Annotated in this window: 22 protein-coding genes; 10 read left to right on the top strand and 12 right to left on the bottom strand. The window is 67.6% G+C overall.

The annotated features are described in order from the left end of the window. The first annotated feature begins 32 nt into the window (after positions 1–32). Together BGO47_RS01280 and BGO47_RS01275 are read left to right on the top strand one after the other, a co-directional pair. Complete coding sequence (locus BGO47_RS01280) at positions 33–632, top strand: TetR/AcrR family transcriptional regulator (RefSeq protein ID WP_292707611.1); 600 nt, start codon at positions 33–35, stop codon at positions 630–632. Further along, positions 629–2,125 carry a carboxylesterase family protein gene (locus BGO47_RS01275; protein ID WP_292707609.1) on the top strand — a complete coding sequence of 499 codons (1,497 nt, stop codon included), beginning with the start codon at positions 629–631 and terminating at the stop codon, positions 2,123–2,125. Before BGO47_RS01280 ends, BGO47_RS01275 begins: the two co-directional genes overlap by 4 nt. Before the next feature lie 15 nt (positions 2,126–2,140). On the opposite strand, the gene BGO47_RS01270 is transcribed toward BGO47_RS01275, so the two are convergent. From BGO47_RS01270 to BGO47_RS01255, 4 genes are read right to left on the bottom strand one after another with little or no spacing between them, the layout of a single operon-like run. After that, complete coding sequence (locus BGO47_RS01270; RefSeq protein ID WP_292707607.1) at positions 2,141–3,127, bottom strand: LLM class F420-dependent oxidoreductase; 987 nt, start codon at positions 3,125–3,127, stop codon at positions 2,141–2,143. 33 nt (positions 3,128–3,160) lie between these two features. Further along, on the bottom strand, positions 3,161–3,967 hold the full coding sequence (locus BGO47_RS01265; RefSeq protein ID WP_292707828.1) for a site-specific DNA-methyltransferase: 807 nt from the start codon (positions 3,965–3,967) through the stop codon (positions 3,161–3,163). A 35-nt stretch (positions 3,968–4,002) separates the two neighbouring features. Further along, positions 4,003–5,052, bottom strand: a complete 1,050-nt coding sequence (locus tag BGO47_RS01260) for a biotin/lipoate A/B protein ligase family protein (RefSeq protein WP_292707604.1) — start codon at positions 5,050–5,052, stop codon at positions 4,003–4,005. 29 nt (positions 5,053–5,081) lie between these two features. Further along, positions 5,082–5,930 (bottom strand): alpha/beta fold hydrolase, encoded by an 849-nt coding sequence (locus BGO47_RS01255; protein ID WP_292707601.1) that lies wholly within the window; start codon positions 5,928–5,930, stop codon positions 5,082–5,084. 79 nt (positions 5,931–6,009) lie between these two features. Between BGO47_RS01255 and BGO47_RS01250 the strand changes: the two genes are divergently transcribed. Beyond that, a complete protein-coding gene (locus BGO47_RS01250) occupies positions 6,010–7,611 on the top strand; it encodes an MFS transporter (protein WP_292707598.1) in 1,602 nt (533 codons plus the stop codon). Here the strand turns inward: BGO47_RS01250 and BGO47_RS01245 are convergent. Continuing rightward, a complete protein-coding gene (locus BGO47_RS01245; protein WP_292707595.1) occupies positions 7,608–7,751 on the bottom strand; it encodes a hypothetical protein in 144 nt (47 codons plus the stop codon). The genes BGO47_RS01250 and BGO47_RS01245 overlap by 4 nt on opposite strands. An 89-nt stretch (positions 7,752–7,840) precedes the next feature. On the opposite strand from BGO47_RS01245, the gene BGO47_RS01240 reads away from it, so the two are divergent. The 4 genes from BGO47_RS01240 to budA all read left to right on the top strand — a co-directional run bounded on the left by BGO47_RS01240 (position 7,841) and on the right by budA (position 10,593). Beyond that, positions 7,841–8,026 carry a hypothetical protein gene (locus BGO47_RS01240; protein WP_292707593.1) on the top strand — a complete coding sequence of 62 codons (186 nt, stop codon included), beginning with the start codon at positions 7,841–7,843 and terminating at the stop codon, positions 8,024–8,026. A 24-nt stretch (positions 8,027–8,050) separates the two neighbouring features. After that, positions 8,051–8,500 (top strand): MarR family transcriptional regulator, encoded by a 450-nt coding sequence (locus tag BGO47_RS01235; protein ID WP_292707591.1) that lies wholly within the window; start codon positions 8,051–8,053, stop codon positions 8,498–8,500. A 5-nt stretch (positions 8,501–8,505) separates the two neighbouring features. Beyond that, a complete protein-coding gene (locus tag BGO47_RS01230) occupies positions 8,506–9,786 on the top strand; it encodes an MFS transporter (RefSeq protein WP_292707588.1) in 1,281 nt (426 codons plus the stop codon). A gap of 93 nt (positions 9,787–9,879) precedes the next feature. After that, complete coding sequence (budA, locus tag BGO47_RS01225) at positions 9,880–10,593, top strand: acetolactate decarboxylase (RefSeq protein ID WP_292707826.1); 714 nt, start codon at positions 9,880–9,882, stop codon at positions 10,591–10,593. A gap of 9 nt (positions 10,594–10,602) precedes the next feature. On the opposite strand, the gene BGO47_RS01220 is transcribed toward budA, so the two are convergent. Together BGO47_RS01220 and BGO47_RS01215 are read right to left on the bottom strand one after the other, a co-directional pair. Then, positions 10,603–11,148, bottom strand: coding sequence for an OsmC family protein (locus tag BGO47_RS01220; RefSeq protein WP_292707585.1), 546 nt, complete (start codon positions 11,146–11,148; stop codon positions 10,603–10,605). Between the two features lie 134 nt (positions 11,149–11,282). Then, on the bottom strand, positions 11,283–11,915 hold the full coding sequence (locus BGO47_RS01215) for a TetR/AcrR family transcriptional regulator (protein ID WP_292707582.1): 633 nt from the start codon (positions 11,913–11,915) through the stop codon (positions 11,283–11,285). A gap of 85 nt (positions 11,916–12,000) precedes the next feature. Between BGO47_RS01215 and BGO47_RS01210 the strand changes: the two genes are divergently transcribed. Continuing rightward, positions 12,001–13,494, top strand: coding sequence for an MFS transporter (locus BGO47_RS01210; RefSeq protein WP_292707579.1), 1,494 nt, complete (start codon positions 12,001–12,003; stop codon positions 13,492–13,494). Between the two features lie 24 nt (positions 13,495–13,518). On the opposite strand, the gene BGO47_RS01205 is transcribed toward BGO47_RS01210, so the two are convergent. From BGO47_RS01205 to BGO47_RS01195, 3 genes are read right to left on the bottom strand one after another with little or no spacing between them, the layout of a single operon-like run. Next, positions 13,519–14,364, bottom strand: coding sequence for a transglutaminase family protein (locus BGO47_RS01205; protein ID WP_292707577.1), 846 nt, complete (start codon positions 14,362–14,364; stop codon positions 13,519–13,521). Beyond that, on the bottom strand, positions 14,361–15,293 hold the full coding sequence (locus tag BGO47_RS01200; RefSeq protein ID WP_292707575.1) for an alpha-E domain-containing protein: 933 nt from the start codon (positions 15,291–15,293) through the stop codon (positions 14,361–14,363). Before BGO47_RS01200 ends, BGO47_RS01205 begins: the two co-directional genes overlap by 4 nt. Further along, the gene (locus BGO47_RS01195; RefSeq protein ID WP_292707572.1) at positions 15,287–16,963 is read right to left on the bottom strand and encodes a circularly permuted type 2 ATP-grasp protein; all 1,677 of its coding nucleotides are present in this window, start codon (positions 16,961–16,963) and stop codon (positions 15,287–15,289) included. Before BGO47_RS01195 ends, BGO47_RS01200 begins: the two co-directional genes overlap by 7 nt. Positions 16,964–17,063: 100 nt before the next feature. On the opposite strand from BGO47_RS01195, the gene BGO47_RS01190 reads away from it, so the two are divergent. Then, on the top strand, positions 17,064–18,626 hold the full coding sequence (locus BGO47_RS01190) for a molybdopterin-dependent oxidoreductase (protein ID WP_292707569.1): 1,563 nt from the start codon (positions 17,064–17,066) through the stop codon (positions 18,624–18,626). A gap of 108 nt (positions 18,627–18,734) precedes the next feature. Here BGO47_RS01190 and rocD read toward each other — a convergent pair whose 3' ends face one another. Together rocD and ddaH are read right to left on the bottom strand one after the other, a co-directional pair. Beyond that, on the bottom strand, positions 18,735–19,961 hold the full coding sequence (gene rocD / locus BGO47_RS01185) for an ornithine--oxo-acid transaminase (protein WP_292707566.1): 1,227 nt from the start codon (positions 19,959–19,961) through the stop codon (positions 18,735–18,737). Beyond that, complete coding sequence (gene ddaH / locus BGO47_RS01180; RefSeq protein WP_366246859.1) at positions 19,958–20,845, bottom strand: dimethylargininase; 888 nt, start codon at positions 20,843–20,845, stop codon at positions 19,958–19,960. Before ddaH ends, rocD begins: the two co-directional genes overlap by 4 nt. A 309-nt stretch (positions 20,846–21,154) precedes the next feature. Here ddaH and BGO47_RS01175 point away from each other — a divergent pair, with 309 nt between their 5' ends. After that, the gene (locus BGO47_RS01175) at positions 21,155–22,567 is read left to right on the top strand and encodes an amidase (RefSeq protein WP_292707821.1); all 1,413 of its coding nucleotides are present in this window, start codon (positions 21,155–21,157) and stop codon (positions 22,565–22,567) included. Positions 22,568–22,582: the final 15 nt, after the last annotated feature.

Genomic DNA, 22,582 nt, shown 5'->3' with positions numbered 1-22,582 from the left:
GAAAAACAAGCATCATTGGGCACACTCATCTCATGGCACAGCGAGGTTCATACGCCAAGGGCGTGGCCAAGCGCGAAGAGATCCTCGAACGCGCCCTCGACGTGATCGCGACGGAAGGCTACGACGGCGCAAGCGTCAAGCGCATCGCGGAGGCTGTCGGGCTCAGTCAGGCGGGGTTGCTGCACTACTTCGACAGCAAGGAGGAGCTGTTCACTGAGGTCCTGCGCAAGCGTGACGAGAACGACGGCGAACAGTTCGGTCTTCCGGATGGCAGATCCGGTGACGCCACTGCGATCGATGTCGCCGTGATCCGCGAAAGCTTCCTGCGCGTCATCCGTCACAACACAGAGGTTCCAGGGCTCGTCGAGCTCTTCTCCCGCCTCGCCGTCGAGGCCGCGAACCCCGAGCATCCCGCCCACGACTACTTTCTCGAGCGAGGCGAGGCGGTGCGTGATGGCTTCGCGCTGACGGCCCCGCCAGGCACCATGCCCCCCGATGTCTATGCCCGGATTCTCCAGGCAGTCGCTGACGGTCTTCAGCTCCAGTGGCTCGTCGACCCCACCGTCGACATGGCGGGCATCGTCGACCAGCTCCTCGCCACCCTGCAGCAGAAGCCCGCGTCAGCATCGTGACCAATCCTGCATCCCGACCGGCCCGCGAGGCACCCGTCGTCGACACCACCGCCGGAGCAGTCAGGGGCCTGTGGGGCGATGACCCCGAGGCACCCTCTGCCGCCTTCCTCGGCATTCCCTTCGCGCAGCCACCCACTGGCGAGTTGAGATTCGCAGCGCCGGTTCCGGTCGAGCCGTGGACCGGCATCCGGGAGGCGACGAGTTTCGGGGCGACGCCACAGCGCGGCCCCGTCGCCGAAGTCACCCTGATCCCCGAGCCGTCGGTCCCCGGAGACTCGACCCTGAACGTCAACGTCTACACCCCGCGACCCGGCGACACCGCGGCGCGTCTGCCGGTACTCGTCTACATCCACGGGGGCGGCTACGTCTCGGGATCACCGGCAAGCCCCTGGTATGACGGCGAGTCGTTTGCGCGCGACGGGGTCGTGACCGTCGTGGTGTCGTATCGGCTCGGTTTCGACGGGTTCGGCCTCATCGACGGCGCACCGAGCAATCGCGGTGTGCGCGACTGGCTCGCGGCGCTCGAGTGGGTCCAGCGCGAGATCCCGGCGTTCGGCGGAGACCCTGATGCTGTCACGATCGCCGGGCAGTCGGCTGGCGGTGGCGCCGTGCTGACGCTGCTCGGGATGCCGGCCGCCCAGCACCTCTTCCAGCGAGTCTGGTCACTCTCCCCCGCGCTCGGCGACGTGTCGCTCGCGCGGGCCGAGAACGTTGCGGCGCAGCTCGCTGAGCTCGCGGGGGTGCCGGCCACGCGCGACGGATTCGCGTCCGTCGATCCGGACGTGCTGATCGGGCTACAGCAAAAGGTCAGTGAGCGAGGCGGCACGCGACTGTCCAGCATCCGTGGTCTGCTTGCCGACGGACTTCCGTGGGGGCCGATGATCGACGGCGATCTGCTGCTGACCACGACACCGGAATCGATCGCATCGGGTGTTGGCGCCGATAAGGCGCTGGTCATCGGATCAACTGATGACGAGTTCACGATGATCACGGATGACGCGCGCACCAAGCTCCGGTTCGTTCCTGCTGCGGTAGCGCTCGGTGCCCTCGGCATGGATCGCCACACCCGGCGCGGCTACCTCGCCGACAACGCCGAGCAGCACCGGCTCGGCACGGCGGCCCTGCTCGGCCGCTACGTCTCCGACACCGTCTTTCGTCGCGGCGTGGCTCGGATCGCGGCAGCCCGTGCCGCGGCACCGACGTGGGCGTACCGCTTCTCGTGGGCCTCAACCCGCATCGGGTGGGCCTGCCATTGCATCGACGTTCCATTCTGGTTCGACGTGCTCGACAGGGATCGCGTCGATGCACTCACCGGCGAGAACCCGCCCGAGACATTGGCGGATGCTGTCCACGGCGCCGCGTCATCGTTCGTGCGGGCCGGCGACCCGGGATGGGCGAGCTGGTCGGAAGACCCCGGACGCACCCGCATCTTCGACGTCACCGGGCCGGAGACGATCTCTGACGGCTACGCCAGCGTGCGAGCCTTGCTCTGACCGACGCCGGGCGGCCTACGAAAGCGCCGGCACGACCTGGGTTTCGAACAGCTCGATGCCGGTCGTGTCATATGCCGCTTCGGGGAAGTAGTGGATGGCGTACCCGAGGCCGTGGCTCGCTCGCGCCTGCAGGCGCTCAGTCACCTGTTCGGGAGTTCCGAATCCGAGCGATCCGCGGTATTCGGCCTCGATGGCCGCAAGACGCTCGTCACCGACGAACGGCGCCAACCGCGCGAGGACCACGCGCAGGCGCTCCTCGGCCTCGGCTTCGGTGGCGCCGACGATGGTGTTGAAATTCGAGGACTGGGTAATCTCGCCGGGGTCACGACCGAGCGCGGCGCAGTGCTCGTGCAGCACCGAGCGCTTGTGGTCGAATTCCTCGATGCTGCCAGCGAAGTTGGTGTACGACGCGTACTTTGCGGCGACCTTGAGGGTGACCTTCTCGCCGCCGCCGGCGATCCAGAACGGGATGCCGTCGGTCTGCAAAGGCTGCGGCTGCACGATCGCGCCGTCGACCTGGTAGTACTTCCCGTCGAGGGTTGCCGACCCGGTCGTCCAGGCCTGGTGCATGATCTCGACTCCCTCCCGCAGCATCGCGAGGCGATCGCGAACCTCCGGAAAGCCGTACCCGTAGGCGCGCCACTCGTGCTCGTACCAGCCGCCGCCGATTCCCATCTCGGCGCGGCCGCCCGAGATGATGTCGACTGTCGCGGCAACTTTCGCGAGGTAGGCCGGGTTCCGGTAGCCCATGCAGGTGCACATCTGGCCAAGACGGATGCGGGTGGTCGACGCGGCGAAGGCTGACATCAGCGTCCAGGCCTCGTGCGTCGCCTCCTGGGTCGCAACGGGCACGGTGTGGAAGTGGTCGTAGACCCAGAGGGACTCCCAGGGGCCGGTATCGGCCCGCTGCGCCAGTCCGTTCATCGCTTCCCACTGCTGCGCGGGATCGATCCCGACGAGGTCGAGACGCCAGCCTTGTGGGATGAAGATTCCGAATCGCATAGCGCCAGCCTAGGTCGCCTCCGTGGGGGCCGGTCAGCTTTCGATGATCGTCGCGAGCGGCATCCGCTCTCGCATGATCGCGATCGCCTCGGGGTTGGCGTCGATGAGCACCGCGTCCCGTCCGAGCCCCTGGGCGACAGCGCCCGTCGTTCCCGATCCGGCGAACGGGTCGAGAACGGCTCCGCCCGGGCGCAGGGATGCCTGCACGATTCGTCGCAACACACCCTCGGGCTTCTGGGTGGGGTATCCGGTCTTCTCGCGTCCGGTCGTGGGAACGATCGTGTGCCACCACACGTCGGTGGGGAGCTTGCCGCGGGCTGCTTTCTCGGGCGTCACGAGCCCCGGGGCCATGTACGGCTCGCGATCCACGGCCTCGGAATCGAACCAGTAGCGCGCCGGATCTTTCACATAGACAAGGATCGTGTCGTGCTTGGTCGGCCAGCGCTTGCGTGTCTTCGCTCCGTAGTCGTACGACCAGATGATCTCGTTGAGGAAGTGGTCGCGGCCGAACACCGCATCCAGCAGCACCTTCGCATAGTGCGCCTCCCGGTAATCCAGATGGAGGTACAGGGTGCCGTCGTCGGCAAGCAGACGCCACGCTTCGAGCACCCGCGGTTCGAGAAAGCCCCAGTAGTCGTCGAACCGGTCGTCGTACACGCGCAGGTCTCCCCGTAACCGCTCGTAGTCGCGGCCATGGAAGCCGCGCCGGGTCACGGATCCGGGAAGGGGCGCATCGCCCGGCGTGCTGGCCGATTCGACTGCCCGCTCACGCACGCGACCGGTGTTGAACGGAGGGTCGAGGTAGACCAGACCGAATGACGCATCCGGCAGTCCGCGCATCACCGACAGATTGTCGCCGTGATGGATCGTGACGGTCACGGAACCCGATGCAGCCACGCGTCGGTGGCGAACTTCGAGGCGACAAGAGCCTCCGCTTCGGCGTATTCCTCTTCGGTGATATGCCCGACCTCGGCGCCGTAGAGCGTGGTGAACGTGTCGGCGAACGCCTGGATGATCGCCTCACGCGGCAGCCCCGTCTGGCGTCGCAGCGGGTCGACGCGCTTGGCAGCCGAGGTCGTGCCTTTGTCGCTGAGCTTCTCGCGGCCGATGCGCAGCACGTCGGTGAGTACCTTGCCGTCCATGTCGTAGCTGAGGGTCGCGTGATGCAACACCCCACCGTTCGCGAGGCGCTTCTGCGCGGCGCCGCCGATCTTGCCCTCCGGACTCGCGATGTCGTTGAGCGGCTGGTATGTCGCATCGATCCCGAGGGACCGCAGCGCCTGCAAGACCCAGTCGTCGAGGAACGCGTACGAATCGGCGAAGGTCATCCCCGCCACCAGCGAGGCGGGAACCGAGAGCGAGTAGGTGATGATCGCGTCGGCACCCATGAGCATCGCACCGCCGCCCGAGATCCGGCGCACGACGTCATAGCCATGACGGCGCGCGCCCTCCGGATCCACCTCGTTCCGGTACGACTGGAACGACCCGATGACGACAGCTGACTGGTTCCATTCCCAGAGGCGCAGCGTCGGCATCCGTCGCCCGTCTCCAACGCGGGTCGTGAGCACTTCGTCCAGCGCGAGGTTCATGCGCGGCGAGACGGGGCGGTCGTGGACGATCTGCCACGAGAAGTCTTTCCACCCGGATGCCGTCACGAGCGCCCGGCGCACGACGGTGCCAACGGACTCGGGCGTGAACCCGAGAAGCTGCGCACCTTCGGGGAGCGCCGAGCGGACCGCCGCAGCGATCGTGGGGACATCGGCTTCGGCGGGAAGACCCGACACCGCCTCGTTGATCGCGACGAGGGCATCGTCCGGCTCGAGGAAGAAGTCGCCCGCGAGGCGCACGTTCGCCAGGCGCCCGGCTTCGACATCCAGGTCGACGACGACGAGCTTCCCGCCCGGGACCTTGTACTCAGCGTGCATGGAACCAGCCTAGGAGGAGCCGCGCACCGTCAGTCGCGGACGGGAAAGCGGGCATCCAGCCACGCCAGAAGATCGGCGCGAACCTCGGCTTGCTGAGCCTCGTTGAAGATCTCGTGCCGCGCTCCCGGGTAGACGAGCGTGGTGACATCGGTGAACCCCGAACGGGTGCGGTAGGCATCCGCGAGCCGGTGGTTGCTGCGCGGACCCCCAACGGTGTCCTCGCGCCCGACCATGATGAGGGTCGGCACATCGTGCTCGAGGTGACGAGCCGGCTTCCCGATCAGACGGAGTGTGTCGAGGGGACCGAAGAGCTTTGCCAACGGTGTCGAGGTCGTCAGCGGATCGGCGAGGAACTCCTCGGCGACTGCCGGGTCGGTCGAGAGCCATTCCATGCCGTTGGCATTCGGACCCTGCCACGGCGCGTTCAGATCACCCGAGTTCAGCGATCCCGGCCAACGCAGCGCCGACCCGCTCAGGATGAGTCCGTCGATCGCCGCGGCATGACGGTTAACCAGGATCTGCGCGAGGAACGAGCCCCACGAGTGACCGAGCAGGATCAAGGGAAGATCCGGATGCTCCGCCCTGGCCATCTCGCTGAGCTGCCAGACCGCGTCGATCGTCGCGCGCAAGCCACCGGGGCCGAGGCGACCGAGACGTTCGCTGCTGCCGTGCTGGCGCATGCCGGTGCGGCCGTGGCCGCGATGATCGTCGGCGTAGACGATGAACCCGGCATCCGTGAGTGCACGGATCACTGCACCATAGCGGCCGGCGTGCTCGCCCACGCCGTGCAAGAGATGAACGACGCCGCGGGGAGTGGTGACAGGGGTGGCGAGGTCGTAGACGATCTCGACACCGTGCACGTCGGTGTACTCGGGCATGCCGGAAGCTTAGCGAGCCAGAGGCAGGCTGATGCGAGATGCCTCTTGCGTCGACCAATTAGCTAGATAAGCTAGCGACATGCAGAATCGTCGCTGGCTCGGCCTCGTTTTCATCAGCATTGCCGTCTCACTGATCATCGTCGATTCGACGATCGTCAACGTCGCTATCCCGGCGATCGTCGACGACCTCGGCATTACCTCCACCCAGGTGCAGTGGGTGCAAGAGGCCTACACCCTGGTCTTCGCATCGCTCCTGCTCGTGTTCGGATCACTGGCAGACCGCTTCGGTCGCCGCCGCATCATGCTGCTCGGCGTCGTGATCTTCGTCCTCTCGTCCATCGCCGCAGCCTTCGCGCCCACCGGAGACCTGCTGATCCTCGCGCGCCTGGTCCAGGGCATCGGCGGTGCGATGATCCTCCCGACCACCCTGTCGCTGATCAACGCCACGTTCCGCGGCCGCGAGCGCGGGATCGCCTTCGCTGTCTGGGGATCGACGATCGGTGGAATGGCAGCAGTCGGGCCGCTGCTGGGCGGATGGCTGACCACCGCGTTCTCGTGGCGCTGGGCGTTCGGCATCAACATCCCGCTCGGCATCCTGATCATCATCGGCGTGCTGCTGACGGTCGCCGAGTCGCGCGACGAGAACACGCGCTCGATCGACCTCATCGGCGGCGCGCTCTCGTTCATCACGTTCGGTGCCCTCGTCTTCGGCCTCATCGAGGGCCGGACCCTGGGATGGTGGGCCACCGACGGCGACTTCACGATCGGGTCCTGGACATGGCCGTGGGCGCTATCTCCGGTACCGGTCGCGTTCCTCATCGCGATCCTCGGCGCCGTCGCCTTCATCGCGTGGGGCATCCACCGCGAGCGCACGGGCCGGGTCTCACTCCTCTCGTTCAGCCTCTTCCGCATCGGTACCTTCCGAAACGGCAACATCGCCGCGATGCTCGTCTCGCTCGGCGAGTTCGGCATCATCCTCTCGCTCCCCCTGTGGCTGCAGTTCGTCCTCGGGTTCGACGCGCTGCAGACCGGGCTCATCCTGCTGGCCCTCGCGGGCGGGTCGTTCGTCGCCAGCGGAGCAGCAGCCGGCGCGAGCTCGCGCATCCCGGCGGTCTGGGTCGTGCGCGTCGGCCTTGCCGCCGAGATCATCGGCGTGGTGTGGGTCGGGCTCGTCATCGCCCCGGATGCCGCGTGGGGCTGGCTCATCCCCGCCCTGTTCGTCTACGGCTTCGGGGTGGGCCTTGCCACGGCCCAGCTCACCGGCGTGATTCTCGTGGACGTCCCCGTCGAACGCAGCGGCCAGGGTTCGGGCACGCAGTCGACTGCCCGCCAGATCGGCTCTGCGTTGGGCATCGCGATCCTCGGCACCGTCCTGTTCACCAGCACCGCCGGCATCCTCACCTCGAGCCTCGAAGACCAAGGGATGCCCAGCGACCAGGCAGACCAGATCGTGACGGCCGTGGTTCAAAGCGCCGGCGGCGCGATCGCCCAGCTCGAGCAGTCGCCGGCGACGTCGGCTGCCGCGGATGCCGCAAAGACCGCCTTCTCGGACGGCACGCGGTACGCAGCGTTCACGGCTGCCGGGTTCTTGGCCATCGGTTTGGTCGCCACCCTCGCTCTCCCCTCCCGCCGCCCCGACGAGGCGACCGGGCGGGAGAGCACCACGAGGGCAAGCGATTAGCTGAGGAGGTCGGCCGGAGCGATCCACACCGTCGACTCGCCCGGAACCTCGCCGCGGGCATGGTCTGCCGTGGCGAGCACGACGGCCGCGGCATCCGTAGCGTCGAGCACGTACGGCTCCGAGCCGAAGTTGGTGATCACGTGCCAACCGTTCGGCCGCGCAAAGCGCAGCACGTCGCTGCGCCCCGTCTCGATCCACTCGAGGCTCTCGGCAGTCTCGAGTCGGCGGCGTGCGTGAGATGGTCGCCTTCGACCACGTCGAGGGCATGGGCGGCGCCGGCGGTCTCGGCATCCGGGCGACGCGCCTGGCGGCGCACGCCATCGCGTCGGGCGAGGTGAGTCCGAGCAGTCGGCTCGGGGCGCTCACTGCCGACCACCTGGACGGACGCACCGTCCTCTCGATATCTTTAGCATGACTAATGAGCTAGGCTAAAGACATCGTGACCGCCTCCGCATCGCATCCTGATTCACACCCCCTCGCCAGTGACGCCGCACAGTTACGCATCGGCGTGTTTCGGTTTGCGCGGCGGATGCGCACGGAGCGTTCGGTCGACTCGATGAGCGACGGTCAGTTCGCGGTTCTCGCGGGCCTGTATCTGCACGGGCCACGCACGCTCGGCCAACTCGCGGAGCGCGAGCGGGTCTCACCGCCGTCGATGAACCGCACGGTCAACTGCCTGCAGGACGCCGGGTACGTCGAGCGGTCGGCAGATGACAGCGACGGTCGCAAGGTCGTCATCACGATCACCGATGCCGGGCGCTCCGTGGTCGACGAGACGACCCGGCGCCGAGACGCGTGGGTCGAGACAGTACTCGCGGACGTCAGCGAACACGACCGGATGGCGCTGGCTGCCGCCGCCGAGATTCTGCAGCGGCTGGCGGCGCAGTGAGCACGATGTTCCGGTCCCTCGGGATCTTCAACTACCGCGTCTGGTTCATCGGAGCCCTGGTATCGAACATCGGCGCCTGGATGCAGTCCACCGCGCAGAACTGGGTGGTCCTCACCGAATTGACCCCCGGCGACGCGGGCGCAGTCGGAATCACGATGGCTCTCCAGTTCGGTCCGCCCCTCGTGCTGGTCGGACTCACGGGCTGGGCAACCGACCGGTTCGAGAGACGCCACATCCTTCTTGCAACACAGGGCGTGTCGCTCCTTCTTGCCACGGCGATCGGCATCCTCATCCTCACCGGCGCCATGACCCTCCCGCTCATGTATGCGTTTGCCCTGGGGCTCGGGATCGTCGCCGCCTTCGACAATCCGGCGCGCCAGGCTTTCGTCTCCGACCTCGTCACGAAAGAGAACACCAGCAACGCCGTGGCACTGAACTCGGCGTCCTTCAACGCGGCCCGGATGATCGGCCCCGCTGTCGCGGGCCTGTTCATCGTTCTGGTCGGTACCGGCTGGATGTTCCTCGTCAATGCGCTCACGTTCCTTGCCACCATCGGCGCACTCCTGGCGATGCGCCGACACGAACTCACGCCCCGCGCTGTCACCCACGGCCGCTCCCGCCTCTCAGACGGGTTCCGATACGTCGCCACCCGACCCGATCTGATCGTGGTCTTCATCGTCGTGTTCCTCGTCGGTGCGTTCGGCATGAACTTCCCGATCTACGCCTCCACGATGGCGCTCGAGTTCGGTGCGGGAGCCGACGGCTTCGGTCTGCTGAACTCGGTCCTTGCGATCGGATCACTGACGGGCGCCCTGCTCGCCGCCCGCCGCGACCGCGCTCGAGTTCGCGTTGTGATCGCCGGAGTTCTTGGATTCGCGGTGGCATCAGCAGTCTCGTCGGTCATGCCGACCTACGCCCTGTACGCGGTGACACTGGTGTTCACCGGGTTCACTGTCGTCACCATCCTCTCGACGGCCAACGGGTATGTGCAGGCCACGACTGACGCCCACCTGCGCGGCAGGGTACTCGCGATCTACGTCGCCATCCTGCTCGGAGGCACCCCGGTGGGAGCGCCGATCGTCGGGTGGGTCGCCGACGAACTCGGTCCGCGCGCCGCCATCCAGCTGGGGACCCTCGCGGCGCTCATCGCCGCTGCGATAGCGATCACCTGGCTCGTCTGGTCGGGGCGAGTGCACCGCGGTGGCAGGCTCCGTCTGCGACTTGACGAGACGCGCCCGCTCTCGATCGTCACTCAGCCGATAGCGCAGGCTCCCGCACGGAACTGAGGTCGGCGATCGACTCAGAACACTCATGCAGGGCATCCCCCCTATCGAGCACGTTGCGATCGATCAACCAGTCCCGACTACCCTCGAACAGTGATGACCTCACGCCACACGATCCACCAGACGAGCGTCATCGCGGCGCTGCTCGACGGTGTCTACGATGGCGAAACCACCGTCGGCAGCCTTCGCCGCCGCGGTGACTTCGGAATCGGCACCTTCGAAGGCCTCGACGGCGAGCTCATCCTTCTCGACGACACCTGCTACCGCATCCGCGACGACGGTACGGCGACGGTGGCCGCCGATGGCGAAGGGGTGCCGTACGCCGTCGTGACGCGCTTCGAGCCACACCTCAGTTTCGAGATCACCGGGCGGCACACCCGGGCAGAAGTCACCGCGCTCATCGACGAGAAGCTCGGGTCGGCGAACTACATGTACGCGGTGCGGGTCGACGGCGTCTATGAGCGGATGACGGTGCGTGCCGTTCATGTCCAGCAGCAGCCCTACCGCCCACTCGTGCAGGCGACTGCCGAGCAGAAGGTGACGGAGTTCACCGACGTATCGGGCACTGTCGTGGGGTTTCGAACGCCCGCGTTCGAGGAAGGCCTGTCAGTTCCTGGCTACCACGCCCACGTGCTGCTCGATGAGCGCCGCAGCGGCGGACACGTGCTCGATCACGTCATGCTGCACGGCCGGGTGCAGGTGTGCGTGGGCACGGATCTGCATCTCGAGCTCCCCCGCACCCCCGAGTTCGCCCAGGCAAACCTCGACCCGGAAGACCTGCGCGAACAGGTCGACCGGGCCGAGTCCTGAGGAGGTCGATCAGCGCACGCTCACGGATGTCGTGACCGGCGTCGGATTGGCGAAGAGGTCGAGCACAGGACAGTGCGCGTCGACGACCTCGCGCAGGCGCTCGTAGTCGGCAGCGCTCGCCGTGCCGCTCACGTCGATCGCGACCCGAACCGCAGAGAAGCCGGGGCGCACCGTCTCGTCCTTGCCGAACAGTCGAGCAGCGTCAAGGTCGCCTTCGGCAGTGACCTCGATGTGATCCAGCGGAATTCCGAGCGCGTGAGCGTAGAGGCGGAAGACGACAACCTGACAGGCGGCGATCGCGCCCAGCGCGTACTCGACGGGGCTGGCAGCAGCATCGTCACCGGCGAGCGCGGCAGGTTCGTCGATCACGAACTCGTGTCCTCCGGCACGGATGCGGGTCGCAACGGCTCCCTCGCCGGTGCCGCGAACGCGATAGGTGAGATGGGCTGCGGTGCGGTCAGCGTCGATCCGCGCTCCCCACGCGGATGCCGCAGCATCCAGGCGCGACGCACGCTCGGTAGCAAGGTCATCAGAGGTCGGGGTGAGAGTTGTCATGCCGCGACGTTAGACCCTCGACACAATCCGGAAAACTCAGCACGACACGCACCGTCATGCACCGTCACGGACCGACATCCACCGTCACGGACCGACATCCACCGTCACGGACGGTCGTGCAGTGTCAGATATCGTCACACCACTGCCCTGACGACGCCGGCTGCGGGGAGCAGCACATCGTCGATGAGCGAGATGAGAAACTCCCGCGTAATCGGCTCGCGCTGCGCGAGCGTGCGAAACGACGACATCGCTGGCATGAGTGCCGCGAGGCGATCGACGTCGATGTCGGGGCGAGTCTCTCCACGGCCGCGCGCGCGCTCCAGCAGAATGCGGTTCGCCGCGATGCGCGGTTGCAAAATTGCCGCATACGCTGTGCGCGCCAGCTCGGGCTCCCGGGACATGAGGGAGAGGATCCCGCCCATGACATGCATCTTCCGATCGGAATCGGCAGCCGACGGCGCTCGTACGAGGGCGATGAGGTCACCGCGCAGCGTCCCGGTATCGGGCAGCTGCGCGGGGTCGAGATCGCGTTTCTTCATGCATGCCACGGCGTCGATGACGAGGTCAGCCTTCGACGGCCACCGTCGGTAGACCGTCGCTTTGCCCGCCCCCGCCCGCGCCGCGACCATGTCGATGGTCATCCCGTCGAAGCCCTGCTCAGCAAGGACCTCGATCGTCGCCTCGAGGATGTCAGCATCCCGAGACGCGTCGCGGGGGCGTCCCAGTCGCGCCCCGGCGCCGGCCGGCTGCGTCGCCTGCGGATCCATCGCACTCCCTCGTTGTCGAACACCCCCAGTCTACTTCAGGAACTGTTCATTTCCGATACTCTAGAGTTTCGTATACGCTAACGCCGTGACGACTCCCGACATCTCTTCACCGACGACCCCCGCCACCCGCCGCTGGTGGACGCTCGGCACCGTGGCCATCGCCCAGCTCATGGTCGTGCTCGACGCGACGGTCGTGAACATCGCGTTGCCCGCCGCGCAAGCCGACCTCGGGTTCTCCGACGGTGACCGCCAATGGGTCGTGACCGCTTACTCCCTCGCCTTCGGCAGCCTCCTGCTGCTGGGCGGCCGCCTCTCAGACCTCATCGGACGCAAACTCGCCTTCCTCATCGGCCTGGTCGGGTTCGCGGCCGCCTCGTTGCTGGGTGGTCTTGCCGTGTCGTTCGAGATGCTCGTCGCCGCCCGCGCGCTGCAGGGTGTGTTCGCGGCCCTCCTGGCACCCACCGCCCTTGCCGTGTTGACGACGACCTTCACGATCCCGCGGGAGCGATCCCGCGCGTTCGGCGTCTTCGGCGCGATCGCCGGCGCGGGAGGCGCTGTGGGCCTGCTCCTCGGCGGCTTCCTCACCGAGCAGTTCGACTGGCGGTGGAACCTCACGATCAACGTCTTCTTCGCGGCGATCGCCTTCGTCCTGGCCCTGGTGTTCGTTCCCGCCGCATCACGGCAGGGTCCGCGCCCCCACCTCGACATCCCCGGCACCCTCCTGGCATCTGCAGGACTGTTCGCCCTCGTCTTCGGCTTCTCCCACGCCGAGTCGGACGGGTGGGATGCCCCGCTGACCTGGGGCTCGCTGGTCGCCTCGGCAGTGCTCCTGGTCGCGTTCGTGATCTGGCAACGCGTCACGACGCATCCGCTGCTCCCGCTTCCCGTGGTCGTCGACCGCAATCGCGGCGCATCCTTCCTGTCGGTCATGATCACCGGCGCAGGGATGTTCGGGGTCTTCCTGATCGTGACCTACTACTTCCAGCTGTCGCTCGCGTACACCCCGATGCAGACCGGCGTCGCCTTCCTCCCGATGATCGTGATGCTCGTCATCGCCGCGCAGCTCAGCACGAACCTGTTGCTGCCGCGGCTGGGGCCGAAGATCCTCGTGCCCGCGGGGATGCTGATGGCTGCCATCGCGATGGTGCTGTTCACGCGGCTCGATGTCGACAGCGCGTACCTCGACGCCCTCCCAGCCTTGCTCACGCTCGGCTTCGGTATGGGAACGATCATGCCCGCTGCGATCCAGACGGCAACCCTCGGGGTCGACCGCCGATACGCCGGCGTGTCCTCCGCCATGGTCAACACCAGCCAGCAGGTCGGCGGCTCCATCGGAACCGCGCTGCTGAACACCCTCGCCGCGACGGCCTTGGCCGACTATGTCGCCGCCAACCAGCCGGCATCCGATGCCGTGCTCGCTGACGCAGCTGTGCACAGCTACACCGTCGCGTATTGGTGGAGCGCGGCCTTCTTCGCGGGCGGCGCGATCATCGCGGCGTTCCTGTTCCGACGGAAGCGCTTCTCGGTGGCGAGCGCTTTCCACACCGACTCGACCGAGGCACCGGCTCTCGCCCACTGATGCGGGCCAGATCACCCGCGGGGTTCACGCCTCGCGGGTGATCGTCACCTTCACCGACATGTCGCTCTTGAACGGCCCGGCATAGACGCCCCGAACCGGCGGCACGTCGTTGTAGTCGCGGCCGCGTCCAACCAGGACGTGGCGGTCTCCGATCTCGGTGTTGTTCGTGGGGTCGAAGCCCTCCCACGATCCCGCGAACCATTCGACCCAGGCGTGCGACTCCCCCTCGACGGGAACGCCGACCTCGGCATTCACGTTCGGGTGCAGATAACCCGAGACGTAGCGCGCGGGAATGCCCACCTCTCGAAGCGCGCCCAGCACGATGTGCGCGATGTCCTGACAGACCCCCTTGCGCGCCTCCCACGCTTCTGCCCCTGTGGAATGCACGCCGGTCACACCGTGGACGTACTCGACGGCATCCCCGATGGCCATCGCGATGGCGTGGGCGGCCTGGCCGGGCTGATCGTGTTGCGCGGCAATCGCCCGGGCGATCTCGGCCACCTCCGGATGAGGCTTGGTGCGTGAAGTCTGGCCGAGCTGCTCGACGACCTCGACCGAACGCGCCGCCTCCCGGCGGAGCTGATCCCAGGTGATGTCGGTGTGCTCGATCGGACGCGGGCGCACCTCCACGAGGGACCGCGCGGTGAGGGTCAGTGAGGCGTGAGGGGAGAGGATGTCGAACGAGGTCACGCGCGTGCCGAAGTAGTCGACGTACTGATTGACCGAGGTCGACGGTTCGATGTCGAGCGATGCACTCAGCACGAACTGGCTGTCGGTGGAACCTGGCAGCATCCGCGCCTCGTTGTAGGACGCCGAGACGTCGCCCTGGTAGGCGAAGGCCGTCTGGTGTTCGATGCGCAGGCGCTTCATGAGATCTCTCCGATCCAGCTCGGTTCGGCCTGCGTCGGGAAGAAGCGCTGGCGGATCGCCTCCGATGCCTCGCGGGTGACGACCTGCACGCGCTCCATCTCTTCCGGAAGGTCGCTGAGGATGTCGGCCACGGGCTTGTACTCGAGCTCGTTGCGAATCCGTCCGAGCGCGCGCAGCACACTGTTGGAGTGTCCGACCCTGTCGGCCCGCGGGTCGATGGCCGACATGCACGCCTCCGCCTGCTGGATCGAGTAGATGATCGAGCGCGGGAAGAGGCGGTCCAAGAGCAGGAACTCGGCGGCGTTACGCGCACTCGGGATGCCCCGGTAGGTGCGCAGGTACGCCTCGTATGCGCCGCACGAGCGCAGAATCGTCGTCCACGACGGGCCGGATGCCTCGGTCAGGGATCGCGTGGCGAGCAGCCGCGCGGTCATGTCTGCGCGCTCGATGCTGCGGCCGAGCGTGAAGAACTGCCACGACTCGTCACGGCTCGTCGAGGAGTCGACGATTCCCACCGCGAGCGCTGCGCGTTCGCGCGCCCACTGGAAGAAGTCGTGCACCTTGTCGGTCTGCAGGCGCCGCGGCATCCGGGAGTTGGTGGTGTTCAGGCACTCCCAGAGTTCGGTCGAGACGATCTCACGCGCCCGACGTGCGTTTTCGCGGGCGGATGCCACCGAGTAGGCGATGCTCGACGGGTTCATCCGGTCGACGGCGAGCCGCTGCAGGACATCGTCACGCCCGACGAACTCCAGTCCATCCGGTGGAACGGATCCCATGACACTCAAGAGCGACCGACACGCAGTGTCTTCGTCGATCCACGGATCTTCCAGCAGCAGCTGCAGATGCACGTCCAGGATCCGGGCGGTGCCGTCGGAGCGCTCGATGTAGCGACCGATCCAGAAGAGGCTCTCGGCAATGCGGCTCAGCATGACGCACCGTCCTCAGCCTGCTGCTGCTGTTGCTCCTGCTGTTCGGTGTGCGTCCGGGGACGATCCTGCGGCGAGTGCGTCGGCTCGGTCTGCTCGGGATAGACGATCGGGATCGCCTCGGTGACGGACGCCTGATCGGCGACGAGCCCGGCAAGCCCGTGACCCTGCCCATACTCGACGTGGGTCGGCGCGTCGCCTCCGACGATCCAGGTGTCCTTCGATCCGCCGCCCTGGCTCGAGTTGACGACAAGCTGTCCTTCGGGAAGCGCCACGCGGGTGAGACCGCCCGGGAGCACCCACACCTCGTCGCCGTTGTTGACGGCGAACGGACGCAGGTCTGCGTGCCGTGGCCGCACACCGTCCTCAACGAGAGTCGGGATGGTCGAGAGCATGACGACCGGCTGCGCGATCCAGCCGCGGGGGTCGGCAAGCAGGCGCTTGCGGAGCTTCTCGAGCTCGGCAGGCGAGGCATCCGGGCCGACCACCAGACCCTTGCCGCCGGAGCCGTCGACCGGCTTGACGACGAGCTCGTCCAGCCGGTCGAGAACCTCCTCGAGAGCGTTCGGGTCCTCGAGGCGCCAGGTGTCGACGTTTTTGAGGATCGGCTCTTCCGCGAGGTAGTAGCGGATGAGGTCGGGCACGTAGGTGTAGAGCAGTTTGTCATCGGCGACGCCGTTGCCCACGGCGTTGGCGATCGTGACGTTGCCCAGGCGAGCCGCCAGCAGCAGGCCCGGAGCTCCGAGCATAGAGTCGGCGCGGAACTGCAGCGGGTCAAGGAAGTCGTCGTCGACCCGCCGGTAGATGACGTCGACGCGCTGCGGTCCGCGGGTGGTGCGCATGAAGACCTTGCCGCCGATGCAGACGAGATCCCGACCCTCGACGAGCTCGACGCCCATGAGCCGGGCCAGCAGTGTGTGCTCGAAGTACGCCGAGTTGTAGACGCCGGGAGTGAGGACGACGACGTTGGGGTCCTCGATGCCGGGGGGTGCCGAAGCGCGCAGCGCCCCGAGCAGTTTGTTGGGGTAGTCGCCGACCGGGCGCACGCGCATGGACACGAACAGCTCGGGGAGGGTCTGGGCCATCACTCGCCGGTTCGAGATGACGTAGCTCACACCGGATGGCACACGGACGTTGTCTTCGAGCACCCGCATCTCGCCGTGTTCGTCGCGGATGAGGTCGATCCCCGACACCTGGATGCGGACACCGTTGGCACTGTGGATCCCGGCCGCTTGGCGGTAGTAGTACTGCGAGGACGCGATCAGGGCCGCCGGCAGCACACCGTCGCGCACGCAGTGCTGGCGACCGTAGGCGTCGTCGAGGAACGCTTCGAGCGCGCGGACGCGCTGCGAGACTCCAGCCTCCACGCGCGACCACTCGTCGTAGGGGATGACACGGGGCACGGCATCCAGCGGGAACGGGCGCTCCTCACCCGCGAAGTCGAACGTGACGCCCTGTGCGAGGTAGGAACTTGCCAGCGACTCGGTGCGGCCGCGCAGCTCCTCCTGGGTCATCTGCGCGAGCGCCTGGTAGAGCTCGCGATACGCCCGTCTCGACTCGGCGGAACCGTCCTTGGCCGGCGCAGACGCGAACATCTCATCGAACGGCGGGACGCCCGACGAGGTCTTCCGCGTCGATGCGGTGGAGCCGTATCCGTCGAACAGGTCACCCATGGGTTGAGCCTAGTCGGGGCCGTGTTGCACGGATGTTTCCTTCTTTCGGATTCCTTACGAACGGGCCGCACCCCCTCCGAACGCGGTTAGCCTCGGGGACGTGGGTGACACCCGACACAGGCAAGACACCGCCGTCGCCGCTCTCGCAGGAGCCGCCGCGGCGATCCTGGGCGCGGGCCTCGGGGAACTGTCAGCGGCCCTCCTCGCTCCGTCGTCCAGCCCCTTCGCCGTCGTCGGCGGAGCGATCATCGATGCAGCGCCCCCGTGGGGCAAGGATCTTGCGATCGCCCTGTTCGGCACGAATGACAAGATCGCGCTGCTCACGGGCATCGGGATCGTGCTCGTGCTGCTGGCCGGTGTCGCCGGCATCCTGCAGCTGCGCAAGCCCCCGTGGGGTCTGGTCATCCTCGGTGCGTTCGGCGTCGTGGGCGCTGTCGTCGCCCTCACGCGCAGCGACACGAGCGGCATCGCGTGGCTTCCCTCTGTCATCGCGGGCGTCGTCGCGGTCGTGGCGCTGCACTCGCTCATCCGAGTGCTGCGACGGAGCATGCCTCGGGATGCCGCCTCCACGGACACCGATGCCGACACCCGGCCGAGCCGCCGCCAGGCACTCGTCTGGATGGGCGGTGCAACCGCCGTCGGCATCGTCGCGGCAGTCGCCGGAAACCTCGCCCGCGGTGGCGCCCGCGCCGTGACGACGGTGCGGGAGGCGTTGAAGCTGCCGACCCCCGCGACGACCGCGCCGGCGATCCCCGCGGGCGCAGAGCTCGACATCGACGGGATCTCGCCTCTCATCACCCCGAACGCCGACTTCTACCGCATCGACACGGCGCTCGTCGTTCCCCAGATTGACCCCGCGACCTGGAGTCTGCGCATTCACGGCATGGTCGAGGAAGAGGTCGAACTCACCTGGGACGAGCTGCTCGCGCTCCCGCTGGAGGAGAGCACGACGACCCTGACGTGCGTCTCCAACAACATCGGCGGCGACCTCATCGGCAATGCCGTGTGGCTCGGCTATCCGATCCGCGAACTGCTCGCCAGGGCGCGCCCGACGGCGGATGCCGACATGGTGCTGTCGACCTCGGTCGATGGGTTCACCGCCGGGACGCCGCTGGAAGCGCTGACCGATGACCGCAACGCGATCCTCGCGATCGGCATGAACGGAGAACCTCTTCCTCCCGAGCATGGGTTTCCGGTGCGGATGGTCGTGCCAGGCCTGTATGGCTACGTGTCGGCCACGAAGTGGGTCGTCGATCTCGAGGTCACGCGATTCGATCGGGCCGAGGGGTACTGGACGCCGCGCGGCTGGTCGGAGCTCGGCCCCATCAAACTGCAGTCCCGCATCGATGTCCCGCGGTCGGGCGTGACCGTGCCGGCAGGCCAGACCGTCATCGCCGGCGTGGCGTGGCAGCAGCACGTCGGGGTCGCCGGCGTCGAGGTGAAGATCGATGACGGCCCGTGGCAGCAGGCCGAGCTTGCTACCGCGGTCTCGGATGACACCTGGGTGCAGTGGAGCATCCCGTGGAACGCGACGGATGCCGGTCAGCACACCATTCGCTGCCGCGCCACCAACGTGGACGGCCAAACCCAGACGTCCGACCAGGCCCCGCCCGCTCCCGACGGCGCAACCGGCTGGCACACCATCATCGCCAACGTCGCCTAATCGGCATCCTCATCGCGCGAGACTGCACTCTGCCCGCGAAACCGCGCTCGGAGCGAACGGTTTCGCGGGCACGTTGCAGTCTCGCGTTGCAGCGGCGGGCGGGGGCGGTCAGGCCGCGAGGACGAATCGCAGCTGCTCGACTGCCCAGTCGATCTCGGTGGCGCGGATGACCAGTGGTGGCGCGATCCGGATGGTCTGGCCGTGCGTGTCCTTGACGAGCACGCCGCGGGCCAGGAGTCGCTCGGCAACCTCACGGCCGGTTCCGACCCGCGGATCGATGTCGATGCCAGCCCAGAGGCCGGCGACCCGAACGGCGGTGACCCCGTGGCCGACGAGGTCCGCGAGGCGCGATGCGAGGTGCTCCCCGAGCGCGCGCGCCCGCTCCTGGAACTCACCGGTCGAAAGCATCTCGACGACCCGCTCACCGATGGCCGCGGCCAGCGGGTTCCCCCCGAAGGTCGACCCGTGTTCGCCGGAACGGATGACGCCCAGTACGTCGGCGTTTGCCACGACAGCCGACAGGGGCAGGATGCCGCCACCGAGCGCCTTTCCGAGCAGGTAGATGTCGGGGACGACCTGTTCGCGGTCGCACGCGAAGGTCTCGCCCACGCGGCCGAGCCCTGACTGGATCTCGTCGGCGATGAGCAGCACGTTGTGGCGATCGCAGATCTCGCGAACCTCCCGCAGGTAGCCCTCCGGCGGCACGATGACGCCGGCCTCACCCTGGATCGGCTCGAGAAGAACCGCCGCCGTGTTCTCGTCGATGGCTGCCTCGATGGCCGCAGCATCCCCGAACGGAACCTGCGCGAAGCCGCCGCTGTAGGGGCCGAAAGCGTCGCGCGCGGCTGGATCGTCGGAGAAGCCGACGATCGTGATGGTGCGGCCGTGGAAGTTCCCTCCCGCGACGATCACGCGCGCGGCATCCGTGGGGATGCCCTTGGCCCGATACCCCCACGCGCGCGCGACCTTGATGCCGGTCTCGACGGCCTCGGCGCCGGTGTTCATGGGCAGCACCATGTCTTTGCCGGCGAGCTTCGCAAGCGCCGCAGCAAACGTTCCGAGCTTGTCGTTGTGGTAGGCCCGGCTCGTGAGTGTCAGCCGTTCCAGCTGCTCCCGCGCCACCGCCAACAGAGCCGGATGCCCGTGGCCGAAGTTCAGCGCCGAGTAGGCCGACAGCAGGTCGAGGTAGCGCTTGCCCTCGACATCCGTCACCCACACTCCCTCGCCGCGGGAGATCACGACCGGCAGCGGGTGATAGTTGTGAGCGAGGTGCTCGTCTTCTGCCCGGATGATCTCGAGTGTGGTCGTATCGACGGAGATCTGGTCGGCGCTCATACCGATTCCCGCTTCGCGCGCAGTTCCAGCGTGCAGCACTTGATGCCGCCGCCACCGAGCAGGAGCTCGGACAGGTCGATGAGCACCGGGTTGTAGCCGCGCTCGCGCAGCTGCGCCTCGAACCCGGTAGCGCGTGGGGAGATGAACACGTTGTATCCGTCGCTGGCGGAATTCAGGCCGAACACGGCGCCGTCGGCATCCGAGACGCGGATGGCGTCGGGGAAGCGCTCGGCGAGAATCTGCCGGCTTGCCTCGTCGAAGGCGCCCGGAAGGTAGGCGATGTTCGCGGCATCGGGCCCGCCCTGGGCGGCACCGACGACGGGATCGAGCACCGAGATCGCGGTGTCGAGGTGGTAGAACCGCGGGTCGGTGAGGGTCAGTGACACGACCTCCCTGCCAAAGACATCGCCGACCTCGCGGTGGCTGTCGCCGGTGGAGCGGAAACCGGTGCCGGCGAGGATGACGTCGCCCGCAAGCAGGAAGTCGCCCTCGCCCTCGTTGACTTCCTCGGGGATGACGGTCTCGAACCCTGCGGCACGGAACCAGTCGATGAAGTGGCGCTCCTCGCCGGCGCGCTCGGCGAAGCGGAACTTCGGCGCGTACGCGATGCCGTCGATGATGAAACCACCGTTGGCGGTGTAGACCATGTCGGGCAGCCCCTCGGCGGGGTCAATCAGTTCGACCTGGTGACCGAGCTGCAGGTAGGTGTCGTAGAGCACCTGCCACTGCGCGACAGCCTTGGCGGTGTCGGTGGGCTTCGCGGGCTCCATCCACGGATTGATCGTGTAGCTGACCGTGAAGTGCTCGGGTCGGCACATCAGGTAGCGGCGGCGCTGAGCCGTGCGGGTCGTCGGGGCATTGTGTGCGGGCGTCGTGGTCGTCACGTCGTTCTCCAGGAGAGTGCGGCTGGCGGACGCTGTCCAGAGGCCCGACGGAGCAGAAAGATGCCGACGACACGGGCACGCCGGCATCCATTGTCGCACGATCGCCGCGATCAGCCGAGTCCGTGAGCCCCCCGTCTCCGGTACGCCGTGGCAGCAAAGTCGGATGCCGCGCATCCCCGAAGTGGGATCGCTGAGTCAACTATCTGTCCCTCACGGTCAATTTCGGAGGCTCCCGCTCATTCACCATCGTTCTCACGGACCGCGCGGCGATGCGCGCCGGAAGGAAACGAAGGAGTCTCCGTGACGACGATGTACGCATCTGCCCGCGATCTCGCGCAGGCGATCCGTTCGGGCGAGCTCACCTCCCGCGAACTCGTGGAACAGGCGATCGCGCGCGCCGATGAGGTCGACGGCGCGGTCAACGCGCTCATCTGGCGCAACGACGACGATGCGCTCGCGGCGGCGGATGCGGCGGATGCGGCGATCCGCGCTGGTGATGACGTCGGCCCGTTCCACGGGGTGCCGCTGCCGATCAAGGAGCTCACCTGGGTGGCCGGCCAGCCCGGCACCTTCGGCTCGCTCGGGGTCAGCGACGCACCCCGGCCGATCAACGACCTCGTCGTCGATCGGTTCCTGCAGGCGGGCTTCGTGCTGTTCGGGCGGTCGAACTCCCCGGAGGCCGGGCCGATGTCGGTCACCGAGAACCAGCGCTTCGGCGTCACGCGCAACCCGTGGAATCTCGACTATTCACCCGCCGGATCCTCGGGTGGGGCCGCCGCCGCAGTGGCGGCCGGGATCGTCCCCGTCGCCCATGCCACCGATGGCGGCGGATCGATCCGGATGCCCTCCTCCGCGACGGGCCTCGTGGGACTGAAGCCCTCACGCGGGCGGGTCCCTGCCCGGGTGCCCACGTGGGAGCACTCCATCGTAGAGGGGGTCATCACCCGCCATATCGCCGACACTGCCGCGATCCTCGATGCGATCAGCGCTCCCGACTACACCCTGCCCTACGTCGCCCCGGCGCCGTCGCGGCCGTTCGTCTCGGAGCTCGACAGCGAGGGGCCGCGACTGCGCGTCGGACTGGTGCTCGACACCCCCAGTGGCCTGCCGGTCGACCCGGCCGCGGTCGCCGCCACGCGGGATCTCGCTGCAGCCCTGGAGCACCTCGGTCACTGCGTTGAGCCGGTGCAGCCCCGCATGCACAGCTTCGAGGCGGTCATGGGGTTCGTCGACGTCATCATCAACGCGTGGTTGTGGGCGACGCCGTACGACAACCCCGAACTGGCCGAGCCCTACATCCGCGCGCGCAAGGAGCGCGCCCTCGGACACCACTCCGGCCAGTACGCGATAGCCGCGGCGCGCCTGTACGCCGAGAACGTCGACATCCTCGCCCAGTGGGGCCGCGACTTCGACGTGCTGCTGACACCGACCATGGCGACCCTGCCGCCGCTGGTGGGCACGGTCCTGGCCGAGGCCAACGAACAGTTCGACGGGCCGCGTGAGACAGAGAACCGGATGATCGCCTTCACGGCGTTCGCCAACATCACCGGTCAGCCGGCGATCTCCCTTCCCGTCGGCATGTCGCCGTCCGGGCTGCCCGTCGGCGCACAGCTGATCGGCGGACCCTTCGACGAAGCGACTCTGATCCGCCTCGCGGCATCCGTCGAGCCAGCCTTCGGCTGGACGCAGCTCCGCCCCGATCTCTCGCACGCTCCGGCGTGACACACAGCCACCCCA

The sequence above is a fragment of the Microbacterium sp. 67-17 genome (assembly GCF_001898325.1).
Lineage (GTDB): Bacteria > Actinomycetota > Actinomycetes > Actinomycetales > Microbacteriaceae > Microbacterium > Microbacterium schleiferi.
This window is presented reverse-complemented; position numbering and strand designations above follow the sequence as displayed.

Coding starts and splice junctions, on each gene's coding strand:
- BGO47_RS01280 (WP_292707611.1), top strand. CDS start 33: ATGGCACAGCGAGGTTCATACGCCAAGGGCGTGGCCAAGCGCGAAGAG.
- BGO47_RS01270 (WP_292707607.1), bottom strand. CDS start 3,127: ATGCGATTCGGAATCTTCATCCCACAAGGCTGGCGTCTCGACCTCGTC.
- BGO47_RS01265 (WP_292707828.1), bottom strand. CDS start 3,967: ATGCGCGGACTGCCGGATGCGTCATTCGGTCTGGTCTACCTCGACCCT.
- BGO47_RS01260 (WP_292707604.1), bottom strand. CDS start 5,052: ATGCACGCTGAGTACAAGGTCCCGGGCGGGAAGCTCGTCGTCGTCGAC.
- BGO47_RS01255 (WP_292707601.1), bottom strand. CDS start 5,930: ATGCCCGAGTACACCGACGTGCACGGTGTCGAGATCGTCTACGACCTC.
- BGO47_RS01250 (WP_292707598.1), top strand. CDS start 6,010: ATGCAGAATCGTCGCTGGCTCGGCCTCGTTTTCATCAGCATTGCCGTC.
- BGO47_RS01230 (WP_292707588.1), top strand. CDS start 8,506: ATGTTCCGGTCCCTCGGGATCTTCAACTACCGCGTCTGGTTCATCGGA.
- budA (WP_292707826.1), top strand. CDS start 9,880: ATGACCTCACGCCACACGATCCACCAGACGAGCGTCATCGCGGCGCTG.
- BGO47_RS01220 (WP_292707585.1), bottom strand. CDS start 11,148: ATGACAACTCTCACCCCGACCTCTGATGACCTTGCTACCGAGCGTGCG.
- BGO47_RS01215 (WP_292707582.1), bottom strand. CDS start 11,915: ATGGATCCGCAGGCGACGCAGCCGGCCGGCGCCGGGGCGCGACTGGGA.
- BGO47_RS01205 (WP_292707577.1), bottom strand. CDS start 14,364: ATGAAGCGCCTGCGCATCGAACACCAGACGGCCTTCGCCTACCAGGGC.
- BGO47_RS01200 (WP_292707575.1), bottom strand. CDS start 15,293: ATGCTGAGCCGCATTGCCGAGAGCCTCTTCTGGATCGGTCGCTACATC.
- BGO47_RS01195 (WP_292707572.1), bottom strand. CDS start 16,963: ATGGGTGACCTGTTCGACGGATACGGCTCCACCGCATCGACGCGGAAG.
- rocD (WP_292707566.1), bottom strand. CDS start 19,961: ATGAGCGCCGACCAGATCTCCGTCGATACGACCACACTCGAGATCATC.
- BGO47_RS01175 (WP_292707821.1), top strand. CDS start 21,155: ATGTACGCATCTGCCCGCGATCTCGCGCAGGCGATCCGTTCGGGCGAG.